We start from the raw sequence: 13,292 nt of genomic DNA on the forward strand, positions 1-13,292 counted from the left end.
CCATACCGACATACCAATCGAGACTCAGGGTTGAAGTGTTGGTGGCCAGGTGACTTACTGTGATAGAGATGAGCTTTGAACGTTCGCAAATAAGGTTTACTATCCGAATGCTTTTTCATGACGTAAGCCCCTCGCGAGAAGAGTGCATCGAGAAGATTTCGGCGGCATTGCAGGACGAGAAGGGTCGCATTTACTTAGACGCGAATGTTCTGATCCATTGCTTCGAAATGAGTTCGCGCGCAAGCGACGACCTACTGTCCGCACTCGGTCGATACGACAGCCGCGTTGGCGTGCCAATCTGGGCCGCAAACGAAACCTGGGAACACCTAAAGAAACGCGTTCCTAAGAAGCCGCTCCAATCTGTGGCTGGAAGTGTTCAAAAGCAGTTTGCCTCGCTCAAGTCTGAAACGTCTCGCTACGTGGACGACAATACAATTGACGGAATGACTCGAGACGAATTCCAAACGGAGTTGGGAAAAGCTCTCGGTAGCGTAGAAGAGCTGGTGAAGAGGATTAGCCATCACGAGCCAAGTATTAACGATACAACCGAGCGTTTGCTGCCGTTTATTGATCAGCGGCGCATTGCATCAAAGCTCCCAACCATCCTTTCTGAAGTTCAGGCAACGGCTAACTGGCGCACGGCACACCGCATACCTCCGGGTTACGCGGACGCGAACGTTGAGGTTGAACAATTTGGTACCGCTTCCATTAGTGGGCAAAACAAAGGCAAGCAGATCAATCCCAACGGAGATCTTATAATTTGGCTTGAAATTTTGGAGGACTGTGTCCGCCAAGAAGCAGAGCATCTTATTGTGGTTACCCGAGATATCAAGAAAGGTGACTGGGCCTACAAACCGGATCGGGTACGTGACAAGAATGGTCGCCCTCATCAGAACAAGACCGGCCTTACACTAGCTTCGCCATTGCTTGTGTACGAAGCAGAACAACGTTGCCCATCGCTAAAGGGCGTTCACGTGGTGACCGTGGAGCTATTGGCACAAATCTGGACGCAGCAGCGTGTGGACGTGCGGGACTTGGCAGCAGCTCTTCAGTCCGAAGAGGCGCCCGCCGATGATACAGGCGAAACGAGTACAAAGAGGGCCACATCTCCAACGTACGATGACGAATATGTCGCCAAGTTCAATTCTGAGGACATTGGTTTCGACCCCGACCCAGACAAGCCGCTTGACGTGATTATCAGCGATCTGGTTACCGAAGGTTGGCAAGGGCAAAATCAAGCCGTTCGCGATATCGAGCCCGAGCTGACAACGCTCGACCGTTCAAGGCGCATACAGGTGGGACGAGGGCTTGTTTCAGCGGCAAACCTAGGTGCCCTGGAGCCTGCAGAAATGCTAGCAAGGGCGTTAAATGATCCCGACATTGGACGCCCTTTGAGATCTGACCTGATAATTGGCGCTTTGGCTGAAGTTTATCTTGGCACATCTGGTGAGCCAAAGAAGCCAATAGCGAAGCCCAGTGTAGTCGAGGAATTGTTCAATCATAGCACTGCAGACGAGTTGACCGAGGCCTACAATGTGGTTCTAACGAGGCTCAAGCCAGTGCGGCGTGAATATTTGGCTTTGCCAAATGACTCAAAGAGAGTGATCGCGACTGAAGTTGTGTTAAATGACAACAACATACTCGTAAATGTTTTGGTTGATGGAAATGATCTCCTTGAGGAGGATGCTCCGAAGTCCCGAACACTCCATAGCTCGGGAAATGATATCGAACTAAGTATCGACGAAGTGTTCGAACTCATTGCGGAAGAGTTCGTTGTCCCATCAAACTGGCTGAAGCACGACCTAGATGCAAAATCCAAGATCGTAATTCCGGACCTGCTCGGCTTTATCAATTGGGGCCCAAAGACAGGAGTATTTCTAAGATGACCCCGAGGAAACCTGCGAGTCCGGTAAGTCCGGATAAGAAAAAGATCGAGGTCGGTTCGTTTTTCCTCGAAACACTGACGACAGGGATGTACGAGAATCCATTTCATAGCATCCGGGAGTACGTTCAAAATTCCTTTGATGCCATTCAGGATTCCATTAGAGCTGGCATACTTCCTGACAGTGAAGGGCGAATTCTGATTTCGGCCGAGGGAACACAGCGTTCGCCATCACTTTCCATTCGTGACAATGGTACCGGGATAGTCGAGAGCAAGGCAGTCTCGACGCTGATATCGTTGGGTGCAAGTAGAAAGACACCATCGCGACACGCGGGGTTTCGAGGAATAGGCCGATTAGCGGGCATTGCCTACTGTACCACACTGCGTTTTACGACCTCTGCCCAGGGTGAGCTGACTGCGACAGTCGTCGAGTTCGATTGCGGTATGATCCGAAGCTATTTTTCTCCTGGTGCCGAACCTGCCGACATTCGCGACGTTATCAGTTCGACGACAAAGACTTCTGTTCTTCCGGCAAAGGAAGAAGAGCATTTCACACAGGTCGACATGGTTGGGCTAGTAAACCTGGGTGTCGAATTCGCTGATTTCCAAGTTCTCGAACCATATCTGAGAGAAGTATCCCCAGTCGAATATCTGGACAGTTTTTCTTATGCCGACCGTATTCGAAGGTTTGTCGAGAGCTTTGGTGACGAACTTCCAACTGTACATGTCGAAACGAAACAGAAGCGTGAGAGAAAGGCGATACATAAGTCCTACAAGAACCACTATCCAGCGGGGAAAGGGGTGTCCAAGCTTCATGACATCGAACCTGTCTCGTCCAAGGAAAACGGTTGGTTCGGATGGATCGGCGTTTCGAATTTTCCAGGTGAAATCTCAGATGGAACGGTGGCTGGCATCCGATTTCGCTCACGAAATATCCAGATTGGGGGAATGTCGATTATTCAGCGTTTGGCCGAGGAGACTACAGCCAGTGGGTCAGACAGACGGCTAATGACCTACGCGGTGGGAGAGATCTTTGTTACAAATCCTCAGGTTGTCCCAAACGCGAGGCGCGATGGATTTGAAGACAGCGAAGCCTGGCGCATCATACGGAAAGAACTCAAGTCCGTCGTCGTAAAGCGCGTTGTGAAGCTTGTGAGAGCGGCATCTGGCACTCGGTCGGCGATCAAGAGAATTAGTGATGCAATCGATCAATTGACGAAACGAGCTGATGTGGAAGAGTTCACTGAAGAGGAAAAAACAGAGATTGAAGCAACGATAAGGGAACGACTTAAAGAGCTTGCGTCACCGACCAAACTGGTCGGCGCCGACCCTAAAGATGTCAGTCGACTTACTTCCAATTTGAAAGAGCTTGCGGAGACAGTCGCTAAAATTCCTGTAGCTGCAGCCAAAACGCAATCAACCGAAGATGACGACGACGCAGTCGGGACCGATACAGAAGGCGAAAATGAGGATGACAACCAGACCCCATCAAGTGGTAATGGCGACAGTCCTGATGGAGAAAATGACGGCAGTAGTGGGGACAAGGCAACTCCTCACGAAATCGTCTTTGGTATTCTCCGGGAGGAACTACCGGATGAACTGGCGACGAAACTGGCGCACAAGATTGTAGAGGCGCTGAAGAGTCCATGATTCAGAGAGAGTGGTAAGGGAAGGTCGCAATACTTATGGTTTGTAGAGGACTCTTCGTTCTATTTGATTCTTTCAAAATCGGGTAGATTGAGCCGTTGGTTGGGATAGCTTGGCCCTAAGTCTCTAAGGAAGAAGTCTTGCAAACAGATAGCTTTGAGAGCTTCAGTTATTGACTGCGAAACCACCAGCGGACCAATTATCGCTTGGATCATCAGAATCCCTTGTTCGCTTTGTCAGAAATCAAGCGGCACCGAATAATGGCTTGGACGGCCATTGCTCCCACAAACGATAGGGCGGCACCCACGGTTTGTGCTTCTGACACTACAATTGCGTCCAGTGGGGTGCCGTGGTCGATAGTCAGTACAACCACGCCAGCAGCGAAGAATGTTGAGTTCATAATCGCGCAGGCAAAGTACATGATGAAACCTGCCCCAAATCCATCATACTTTGGTCTGCTTCGCTCTCGCGGCAGAACGGACAAACCGAATTCATCATTCCCGGGTTTGTTGAAGAAATAGTCTCGGATCGAGTTTACGACCCGGGCATATAGTATCGCGTCTAACCTTAAGCCCTCAATGTAGGACACCACTGCCGCGCCCACTACGCTTAAGAGAAGAGCCGAAACGCCAAAGATGTACTGAACAAGCGCCCGGGTTTCTGGGCCTATACCGTCATCTGAAATGTTCATCACGGCTATAACGATCGTCGTGATTGGGATCGCCGTTATGAGCAGGAAGTATCTGTAGAAAGTGGCAAGGACCTCGTTGGTTTTGAAATGCGCCTGAGAAATATTCTCATACTCCTTCAGCTGAAACTGAGTAAAATCATCCATCAAATCAAACCTTAGCAGCTTGGAAATACTCTCGCTTATTTCCGCGAGAGACGGTTGAATATCCGGTCAATAAGACTTTTGGCAGCGACCTGATTGACTGAGCAGTCGTATATCAGATCGACAACTTCTTTGTAGGCCGCACGCTTATGTTTGGGCAGATTCTCAAAAATATCGCTACCGCGCTTAGTTGACTGAGTGTCGACTGCCTTTTCAATCTTGCGCAGCTGTCTTCGAAGCGCACCTCTTTCTTGCTCATCAAAAAGGTCGAACTCAATCGCTTTGTGCATTTCTGAGAGCAGCGTACCAGTTTCCGCCTTGATCGTCTTAGCATAACGGTCCGACACCGCGCCTTGTTTCAAGACCTCAAGCTTTTCGTAAACTTTGTCCGCCGCCAGTTCAAATGACTTAATCCTGTTCCGTTTCTGCGAGGACACACGGCACTCACGTGCGACCTCTGCGCCAATGGGGCGAAGGTGGGCGATGATATTGTCCAGATGCGCATTATTCTCAAATTCATCACGTCGACCGTTTGGAACAACACGCGGGTCCAGAATGTGAACCTCTCCCACGCACCACGATGAGAAACGATCCTCGGGGAAAATTTCGGCGAAGAGACGATCGTGTCCAATCTGGATGTTTCCAACGCGCGCGCGCAGTCCCCTGACACCCTGTGCAACTGGTATCGCACCTTGGTAGTCATGGTGCGCCAACCAGCCAACAGCCGCGGTCTCGCCCTCGATGCCCTCGATTTCGAATGGCCTCAGGTTGTGGAATTCAGATCTTTTGGTATCAGAAAACGCGAGCTGGTCGCGATGTGGTCGATATACCGGCGTCTCAGAACCATTGATGCAGATGTGGTATGCGCGCCCCGCCCCTCCATGGCCTTCCAAAAGGTTGGCGACTTCATCTCTAAGTGAGAACTCTGGCGAAAATGGACATGGGCAAACTTGTCCGATGAAGTTTTCGATCTCGATTTCGTTCAGCAGGCGATCATTCGCAATGCGTCGCGGTTTGATGAGCTCAACCTCAAAGAAGTGTTCTGGGTATTCGTCCGGGTCGAGATGCGTCAAAGATACAGCTTCCCGAACAATCGACTGCAGGTCACTCTCTTGGTCAGTTGCTGCAAGCAGTCTCTTTACAGCGCGACCATCCCATTTTGCTTCGATCACTTTGGAGTCGCCCTGGGCCCGTGAGCGGAAGACCAGCTGTTGTACATAACCAAGTGCTGACAACCGTCCGACTCCGCGAAATCCACGCGCATTTGTGCCGCGCTTCTTGCTGGCTCCAAATGATAGCATGCGGGATGGAAATTCGGCGTTCGAAAGCCCTACACCATTGTCGCGTACAACAACCCTGCGGTCGATGTGATCAAGGCTGACGTCAATCCGCCCATCATTTGTCGAAGGTAGAAGCCCGCTTGCAACAGCATCGTCGATTGCGTCAGTCGCATTCTGGACATACTCGCGGAAAATCGCGAGAGGATTGACATACATAGAGCTGCTCAGCAGCTCAAGTACGTCTTTTCCGACAAACACTTCGGCTTCTTCAAGCTGCCGCTCGATAATTTTTTCAGCGTTTGCCATAGCCGACTACTCCAATCCCTTAAGCATAAACTTGCTTGATTTTGTCAATGTTGTTCGCGGCTTTTGCGCTTGGTTGAATGTCTTCATCAGTAAGCGCCGCGTCTTCTACCCGTTCGTCATCAGGAACCAAATAGGCGCCGATGTTTTCGACCCGCCGCCGCTTCTGTGCTTCCCAGATTTTTGCTTCGTCAGCTTTGGCCATTGGTACAAAGTACCGTGCAGCATCCCGGAGTTTCCCAGGGGCGAGCTCGTTTAGGTCGTGCTGGTAGTCATGTTTGTCTCGACCGCAAAGATAGCCAACCAACTCGGTGCGTTCGTCATCTGCCAAAGAAGACATAACCGACTGAAATGCCTCAAACTCCGCTTTGCCATCGAATTGTTCATACCAGTAGCGATTGAAGATAAAATGGTGCGGACGAAGAAGGATGTTCTCAAATTCTTCGTACGTATCACCATAGGCAGTTCTAAAGAACTCCGGCGCGCCACTAACAACCCCATGTGTTGCCTGCAGGACGACTTGCATTGAACGCAGGTAGTATGAGTTCCATTTCTTCCCAACGTGTCCCCGGTCTGGTCGATTGACGGGTTGATACCGCATAGGGAAAGAGAAAATTCGAATGTTGAGCTCTTCGTTCAGCGACACATTAAGGCGCATACGCTCAAACAGGTCTTTCGGATCATCGTGAAAGTTATAGAGCATGTAATTGGACAGCTCCGTAATCCCGGCCTCCGCAGCGTAGCGAATGGCCTGAGCATAGGGTTTCTTGACCCCCAGGTGGTCGAACGCGATGCGCAATGGCTTGAGCGCGATGCGTGCAAGCTGCTGTAGATACATCGGATCCTTGCAGAGGATTCGGGCATCGACGCCCTGGTTGAAATCCACGCGCCGTTGTAGCTCGTAGCGCCCCCGCTTTAGCGTCGCCCCGCGCTGAAATCCCAGATCGATGATTTCAGCGATTGTCTCTTTGAAGTTTGCCGATGCAACAACGTTGTTGTCCATCAAAATGAGGTCGCGCCGTTCGCCATAAAGCCGGTTTACGCCTTCGACGACATGCGTCAGCGAGTGCGTATCACGCTGCATTCCCTCCAAAGCGGGCACGCCACAGAAAGCGCACTTACGCACGCACCCGCGCGACGTGTAGGTGAAGTAAGCATCGGAAACGGGATACTGGTACTCTATGTGATCAAGAATGCTGTAGTCGGGGACCAAATCCTCAATCGGCTGGCCATGAACATCGTCCGCATAGAGCTCCTCATCAAAAGGGTCTAAGCCTAGAGAGACTGCAGGTGCTTTACCGAGCAAACCCTTGATGAAGCGGATGCCGCGCCATTCTGGATTTGCATTGTAAGCGTCATGCATCAGAGACGCGGCAATCCCTCCAACAAAAACTCGATGTGCCTGACCGCCGACCAAATCTAATGCATAATTGATGCTTCGAGCCGTGCGCTCCCACTCGAACGAGAACAGTGTTGTAATATATACGCGGTCCCAAGCGGTTTCATAGGCAGATGGGTCTTCACCCTTTACGAAACGAACGTTGTCACGCTTGCCTTCGGGACCGTGATACTGTGCAATTTTCATCAGGCCTAGCGGGGGGTACTTGTTGCGGTACCCGGGTTCGATCAAAAGGATGTTCTTGTTGGCCATTAACTGCCTCGTTTCATTTTCTTAAAATCACCTTAGACCAAGCCGTCTCGGCGATCTACCTCAAACTAATGCTGACCCCTTATCGGCCAGAGGGTGCCAACCGCCATGTTTTTTGAGCCATCAGCGGCTTTCAATCCTTGTCATGTAACGGCGTTCATTGCGCCTTAGACTTCTCGAGTTGATCTCGTATCGTGGATATTCTTGCTTCGATTTTCTTGAGCTCATAGTCGATTTTTTGACGGACACCTGCATTGTGCTCTGCCATCTCATCCAGAATGTCCGGCTCGCAAATCCAAGATCTGAAGCGTTTGACTTTGCTCAACTCTACGCTGTCACCACCAGCGTGGCGTGCATCGGTGAAGGCGTCGTCCATTTGGAGGTCGCCCTTGGCAAATTTCTTTAGAATTTTCGGCGCTTGGCAGATCGTTGGCAACTGATCTCGAACATCGACAGCACGTATCGTTCCAGACTTAATCAGGCCAACAACGTGGCTCTCAAAATCTGCAATTTCATCTCGTGCTTTTTTGATCTTTCTTGACTTCAGGAACTCATCGTAGTGGCTCCAACGCTCGCGATTGTCGTCACCATTGTCTTTCATAAATTGAAAGACGTCGACGAGATGCCGAATTTGTTGTGGGCTTACACCGAGCTCCCGGGCCACGTCAGGAATATCAACCTTCTGGTCAACATGACGTCGGTAGACGAATCCAGCTTTCTCATACGGTGCCCAGTCTTTCTTTCCCTTTACGTGATACTGACCGAGCATCGCGTAGACGTCTGCATCTTGAATATTGGCCGGAAGGACGCGACAGCGGATTGTGTTCCAACTCGTCGGGTCATCGGATGCCAAAGAGCGATAGGCTGCAAGCCGGCTGTTGCCTTCGATGACGACGAAGTCACCGTCACGGACTATTATGGGGTCGATCAAGCCGCCATTGTCCAGAATGTCATGTCGTAGAGCTCTGACGTGTTCCAGCTTAAGCATGGAGCGAAAAATCGCATCTTGATCAGGTTCAGCGGTTCTTCGGTCTAACAGCGAGTACACACGTGGGTTATCTGGCCAGAACCTCAAGTCCGCATGCGGGATATCCCGTGCGACCGCCGGAATCCTCTTTTGCCTGATCAGAATATAGTCTTCGTCTTGGGTCATTTCGCTTCAGCCGTCGGATTTAGAATTTCGGTTACAGCACGGCCGAAGTCGTAGTTGGCCGCACTTTCATACTCACCTTGTGATACGTCTGACTGGACCAGCTGCGCAGCCAAGCGCTTGGCTTGTAGTAAGCTGTCGACCCAAGAGTCGATCGTGTCATCACATATTAAGTTCCAGATATAGCACTCTTTTTTCTGGGAAATTCGGTGGATTCGGTCCTGCGATTGCAGGTAGTCGTCCAAACTAAATGTCCTGTCGTAGTAAATGGCATGGTTGGCGACAGTTAAGGTCAAGCCCTCTTTGGCGGCACCCGGCGTTGCCACAAGAATTCTGACAGACTCGTCTTGCTTGAAATCGTCGATGGCGCGGTTTCGTGTCTCAATTGGGAGCTCGCCATGCACTCGCACCGCACCATATTCACTTAAGCGCTCGCAGAGCCAGTCTGCATTTTGCACAAACGACGTCCAAACGATGACTTTGCTCCCGTCCTCGGTTGCTTCGCGCACCAAGCGAAATAGCTCGGGTAGTTTCCCAGGGTCTTCTTTGTAGCCGTCATCGACCAAGGCTGGGTTCGATGTTACCTGCACCAGACGCAGAAGCCGCTTCAGTATGGCCTCTGCATCATCCTCAGACAGTATGCCATTTTTCAAGACTTCGGCGCGTGCCTCTTCGCGATAAGAGTTATATAGTTTGGCTTGATGCGGTGCCATGTATGTCGAAACCGTGCGAACAACCTTGTCAGGTAGTTCGATGCCAGTTGAGTCCTTGGTCTCGCGGACTGAAAATGCCCTTAGTTTTAAAAATACAGAACCAAGGGCTTCTGCAAAGGCTCTCTGGCGACCAACATCTTTGTGCAATTCGTTGTCTAATGACAGGTTCGACTTGAACGCATCAAAGTCTTCACCGAGTGATGCCCCTCCATCGAGGAAGAAGATTTGTGACCAGATGTCCTCCGGTCGATTAGCGACGGGCGTTCCTGTCATTATGACACGCCGCTGAAACCCGTCGCGAAGATCATGGAAGGCTTGCGTCAGGGATGCTAACGGGTTTTTGATTTTTTGCGCTTCATCAAGGATGATGCCTACTTTCCGCGTTTGTAAAAACATCTCGAGCCGCTGTTGCTCTGATTTGACAACTTCAAAATGTCCCAAGATGACTCTTGCAGCGGAGTTCATTACGAAGAAATTGTGCTTTCGGTCTTGGTTCAAAATACTTGGATTTATGTGGGTGTGTGCGGCGAACTCTTGCCTCCAATTTTCGACTAGCGCTCGCTTTGTGATAACGATCACAGTGTCGAGCGATTGCTCGGTCAGCCAGTACAGTATGAGGTCGATGGCAATTTTGGTTTTTCCCAATCCTTGTTCGTGAAACAAAGCCGCATATTCCAAGCCTCTTACAGCTTCAACCGCATCCAGCTGGTAGGGAAAAGCATCAAATCTTGCAAACAAGTTGAGTTTTGGGTCAGGGCGAAGCATATCAGTATTCAATTTCTACGGGGAGCACATGCATGTTTACACGCACATGTCTGTCGCCCAGTTCGCGCACAAAGGCGTTTGCTGCTGGCGTCGCGAGAACTGGGACCGCCAAGTAGAAGAATGCCGCTTTGTGGAGCGCGAGGTAGTCAACGAATGCACTTATCTGTTGACGCGAGCGGGACGTGATCAGATCAAGCCGCGTTTTGGCTTCTCCGATCACTACAAAAGTACGTGGCACGTCTTCGGCATAAAGGTCGGGTAGATGATTGCCAATGCGCTGAGGGCGCTCTCTGCCAAGCGCTTGATCGTCAACGTACAAAGCCAAGTTTCCTATGCCTCCATGCTGCTTTCTCACAAAGTCAGACAGCTGTGAGACCAGAATTGTGTGTTCTTCGGACTCACCAGACATTAGGTGTCGCCGGTTATCTGGGTTTGAAGAAAACGAAGCGCATCCATCGCGGCTTCGATATGGCGCAAGGTCGCGCCATCGTCTTCTTTGAAGGACCTCAGTTCAGCCATAGAGGTTTGATTTGCTTTGCTTTCAAGCGCAGAGGCCAGCTGTCCGAGAGTCGCTTTCTGCAGATCCACATTTTCAGTTTCTTGGTCGAGCGCCCTCACAGCCAGTTTCATCCCGTCTTTCAGGAAGATCGCTCTCGCGTTTTTGTCCTTCAACACAGCCGGGAGCTGCCTGACCTCTCGCAGTGGGCCTATGCGTTCGTCCTTTACCCATTCGGCGAAATCGACACCAGAAAAGCCACTTGTCAAAATGGCTTCTTGCACCCGCGGGTTTTGGTACTCCACGAAACCGGAAAACCTCTCGGTGTTAAATTCTCCGGGCTCGCATAACGGCCGGAAAAACTCTTCCATGTCTGAGTAGGCCTGAATTGATCGGGTCACATCGCGTTGATTGCCACCACATAGCGCGACAATACGTTCGAGGGGCATGAGTTCCTTGTTCTGAAGGTCATGGAGATAGCGCGCTTTTGAGTAGGCGTCCCAGGGCCTCGGACCAACCAAATGCGCCTGGAGCCTGATCGCATCGATGCTTTCATTTTCCAGCCCAGAGTGGACCAGTGCAGGAATTTTGGACCAGTCTCCTGTGGCACCCTTTTTGTGAAGGTCGCGGTATATCCAAAGTCGAGTGTTACCCTCGATGCAGACCAAAGTGCCGTCAGCCCGTTTGTTGACAATAACGGGCTGTCTTATACCTCTGTTGGCGATGATGGACTCGCGTAAGCGTTGTGGCGTGGTTGTATCTGCTAGGGCAGATGGTGCATCGCTTGAAGGTGCGTTCAAAGCGAGCCCTATCTGGCTTTCGCCAATTTTGTTCTGATCGTAAATTTCAAGAAATCTGCGAATTCTTGGGTTGCTCGTGTCCAATTGCACATCATTGATTGGCAGGTTCTCAAAACTTCCTGACGACATTTTAACTCCTTAAAGAGCGACTTATTAAATGCTATTTGCCCAATGACGTTCCGTGAGCGTATCTGTGGACACTGTATTCCTACGGTTGCGACATAGGCAACGCTCGTGAAATGAAACCGACCGATGTATCTGTTGCCGTTGCGTAACCCTGCATTGCGAGTAGTTGGCTTGGGATCAAAGCAGCTCACTGAATTGCTCCAACTGCGCAGCCGTTGCGACCAATCCCTGTTGCGTGAGTATCGCGAGGTAGTCCTCGGCTGTGTATGGTGGGTTCTGAAGGCGCGCTCGCACCTTCCGTATCGCTGAGCAAAACAGACCTGGCGCAAGGGCGAGTTGGTTGCTCAGGAAGTCATCCGGGTGTTGGGCCTCAATTCCGAATGGCTTGATGGCATCGTTAGGGAAGTCTTTTAGGTTCTGCGTGACGATCACATCGCATCGGCCGACAATGGCGGCTGCCAGCACATGTCGGTCATCTGGGTCAGGGAGGTCAAGTGATGCGACTAGGGTTTCGTAACCGGTCACAAGGCAATCTCGTGTCGCCTTGTTCATTAGGTCCCGTGTGCGTTCAAGTGCGGCTCGGTCCCGATGAGGTTGATTGCGCATCAGTGCCTCGATCCATTCGCGATGGACATCCTCAGACCACTTGGCTTTGAAGATATCTGTCACTGCAAGTTGCATGACCACGTCACGCATCGGAGCCGGGTAAAGAACATTGGCATCAAGCAGAGCCGTGTAGTGGCTCATGGGTTGTTGTAACCCATATCTTGTTCTTGAGCCTCGGCGGCCAGTTGGTCGAGTACGCTTTCACGTTCAGCATCAATAGAAGCTTTGTAAGCCATCATATCTTCCATGCGGATACGACGATGCTTTCCTACCTTCCGGTGCGGAATCTTTTGTTCGTCCAGAAGCTTGATCAGGAACGGACGAGACACATTCAACACTTCCGCAGCCTGAACGGTCGTTAGTTCGGCATTCTCGGGCATAATCGTGACGCCTTGCCCCGCTGCCATAGCTTCCAAGATGTCCATGAGAAGAGCAACTGCACCCGCCGGTAGTTCGATAGGTTCGGCCTGCTCCCCATCCGTAACGCGCAGCTTGAGCGGTGCTTTGTCGCGTGCATAGCGCGACAGCAACTGTCCAGATGCGCGCGCGACTGCGGCCTCCTGAGCGCTCGGTGGCAATTGTCGATGTGCCATCATGTTCATGGGTGGTCTCCTATCCTACAAAGTGCAATATAGGCGTAAATGTAATAAATGCAACAAGTGAATTAAGTGCATTTTCGTATCTAAGTGCGGTTTGGGCTATGATCAACCGGTGACAGGTGCCAACGCCGTTCGCTCAGGTCCTTGGGCATAGGCCCGAAGCGTCTGATGTCCGGAGCCGCGTTTATCGCGGCAGGCATTGACGAAAGCTGTGTGATTGAGATGGGGTATGGAGGTGTCCTGCCAGTCCATCACAGCTTCCAGAATGATCGAAATCCGTCCCGTGCGCGGTAACGACAATGGGACCCAAAATAAATCGTCACGCACTGCGCAGTGACCGGCCACTGAGATTAAGCCGGGCGAATTCATTAGGCGGATAAAACATCAATCTGTAGGTCGTTTCGGCATCCATCACGCGGTCGAACAGCCTTGCGGCCGCCTGGGG

11 protein-coding genes are annotated in these 13,292 nt (G+C 51.1%); 2 read left to right on the top strand and 9 right to left on the bottom strand.

Annotated features, from left to right (window positions below; genetic code table 11):
* Positions 1–68: 68 nt before the first annotated feature.
* Together Q1A20_RS21900 and Q1A20_RS21905 are read left to right on the top strand one after the other, a co-directional pair.
* A complete protein-coding gene (locus Q1A20_RS21900) occupies positions 69–1,886 on the top strand; it encodes a PIN-like domain-containing protein (protein ID WP_299918725.1) in 1,818 nt (605 codons plus the stop codon).
* Positions 1,883–3,532: an ATP-binding protein gene (locus Q1A20_RS21905; RefSeq protein ID WP_299409973.1), complete on the top strand. Its 1,650-nt coding sequence runs from the start codon at positions 1,883–1,885 to the stop codon at positions 3,530–3,532. Before Q1A20_RS21900 ends, Q1A20_RS21905 begins: the two co-directional genes overlap by 4 nt.
* Positions 3,533–3,743: 211 nt before the next feature.
* Here the strand turns inward: Q1A20_RS21905 and Q1A20_RS21910 are convergent, their stop codons facing one another.
* The 9 genes from Q1A20_RS21910 to Q1A20_RS21950 form a co-directional block, all read right to left on the bottom strand.
* On the bottom strand, positions 3,744–4,364 hold the full coding sequence (locus Q1A20_RS21910; protein WP_299409974.1) for a hypothetical protein: 621 nt from the start codon (positions 4,362–4,364) through the stop codon (positions 3,744–3,746).
* 35 nt (positions 4,365–4,399) lie between these two features.
* A complete protein-coding gene (locus Q1A20_RS21915; protein ID WP_299409976.1) occupies positions 4,400–5,947 on the bottom strand; it encodes an ATP-binding protein in 1,548 nt (515 codons plus the stop codon).
* 19 nt (positions 5,948–5,966) lie between these two features.
* A complete protein-coding gene (locus Q1A20_RS21920) occupies positions 5,967–7,595 on the bottom strand; it encodes a radical SAM protein (RefSeq protein ID WP_299409977.1) in 1,629 nt (542 codons plus the stop codon).
* A gap of 154 nt (positions 7,596–7,749) precedes the next feature.
* Positions 7,750–8,745, bottom strand: coding sequence for a ParB N-terminal domain-containing protein (locus Q1A20_RS21925; RefSeq protein WP_299409979.1), 996 nt, complete (start codon positions 8,743–8,745; stop codon positions 7,750–7,752).
* Positions 8,742–10,220: a DEAD/DEAH box helicase gene (locus Q1A20_RS21930; RefSeq protein ID WP_299409980.1), complete on the bottom strand. Its 1,479-nt coding sequence runs from the start codon at positions 10,218–10,220 to the stop codon at positions 8,742–8,744. Before Q1A20_RS21930 ends, Q1A20_RS21925 begins: the two co-directional genes overlap by 4 nt.
* 1 nt (position 10,221) lies before the next feature.
* On the bottom strand, positions 10,222–10,629 hold the full coding sequence (locus Q1A20_RS21935; protein ID WP_299409982.1) for a hypothetical protein: 408 nt from the start codon (positions 10,627–10,629) through the stop codon (positions 10,222–10,224).
* Positions 10,629–11,645: a ParB N-terminal domain-containing protein gene (locus tag Q1A20_RS21940; protein ID WP_299409983.1), complete on the bottom strand. Its 1,017-nt coding sequence runs from the start codon at positions 11,643–11,645 to the stop codon at positions 10,629–10,631. Before Q1A20_RS21940 ends, Q1A20_RS21935 begins: the two co-directional genes overlap by 1 nt.
* A gap of 174 nt (positions 11,646–11,819) precedes the next feature.
* Positions 11,820–12,389, bottom strand: a complete 570-nt coding sequence (locus Q1A20_RS21945; protein ID WP_299409985.1) for a PIN domain-containing protein — start codon at positions 12,387–12,389, stop codon at positions 11,820–11,822.
* Positions 12,386–12,850, bottom strand: a complete 465-nt coding sequence (locus Q1A20_RS21950; protein WP_299409986.1) for a helix-turn-helix domain-containing protein — start codon at positions 12,848–12,850, stop codon at positions 12,386–12,388. Before Q1A20_RS21950 ends, Q1A20_RS21945 begins: the two co-directional genes overlap by 4 nt.
* Between the last annotated feature and the right edge of the window lie 442 nt (positions 12,851–13,292).

Origin of the sequence: uncultured Roseobacter sp. (assembly GCF_947501835.1) — a bacterium.
Taxonomy (GTDB): domain Bacteria; phylum Pseudomonadota; class Alphaproteobacteria; order Rhodobacterales; family Rhodobacteraceae; genus Roseobacter.

What these genes read in the sequence shown, in the direction of transcription:
- Q1A20_RS21900 (WP_299918725.1), top strand. Translation starts at nt 69, where the DNA reads ATGAGCTTTGAACGTTCGCAAATAAGGTTTACTATCCGAATGCTTTTT.
- Q1A20_RS21905 (WP_299409973.1), top strand. Translation starts at nt 1,883, where the DNA reads ATGACCCCGAGGAAACCTGCGAGTCCGGTAAGTCCGGATAAGAAAAAG.
- Q1A20_RS21910 (WP_299409974.1), bottom strand. Translation starts at nt 4,364, where the DNA reads ATGGATGATTTTACTCAGTTTCAGCTGAAGGAGTATGAGAATATTTCT.
- Q1A20_RS21915 (WP_299409976.1), bottom strand. Translation starts at nt 5,947, where the DNA reads ATGGCAAACGCTGAAAAAATTATCGAGCGGCAGCTTGAAGAAGCCGAA.
- Q1A20_RS21920 (WP_299409977.1), bottom strand. Translation starts at nt 7,595, where the DNA reads ATGGCCAACAAGAACATCCTTTTGATCGAACCCGGGTACCGCAACAAG.
- Q1A20_RS21925 (WP_299409979.1), bottom strand. Translation starts at nt 8,745, where the DNA reads ATGACCCAAGACGAAGACTATATTCTGATCAGGCAAAAGAGGATTCCG.
- Q1A20_RS21930 (WP_299409980.1), bottom strand. Translation starts at nt 10,220, where the DNA reads ATGCTTCGCCCTGACCCAAAACTCAACTTGTTTGCAAGATTTGATGCT.
- Q1A20_RS21935 (WP_299409982.1), bottom strand. Translation starts at nt 10,629, where the DNA reads ATGTCTGGTGAGTCCGAAGAACACACAATTCTGGTCTCACAGCTGTCT.
- Q1A20_RS21940 (WP_299409983.1), bottom strand. Translation starts at nt 11,645, where the DNA reads ATGTCGTCAGGAAGTTTTGAGAACCTGCCAATCAATGATGTGCAATTG.
- Q1A20_RS21945 (WP_299409985.1), bottom strand. Translation starts at nt 12,389, where the DNA reads ATGAGCCACTACACGGCTCTGCTTGATGCCAATGTTCTTTACCCGGCT.
- Q1A20_RS21950 (WP_299409986.1), bottom strand. Translation starts at nt 12,850, where the DNA reads ATGAACATGATGGCACATCGACAATTGCCACCGAGCGCTCAGGAGGCC.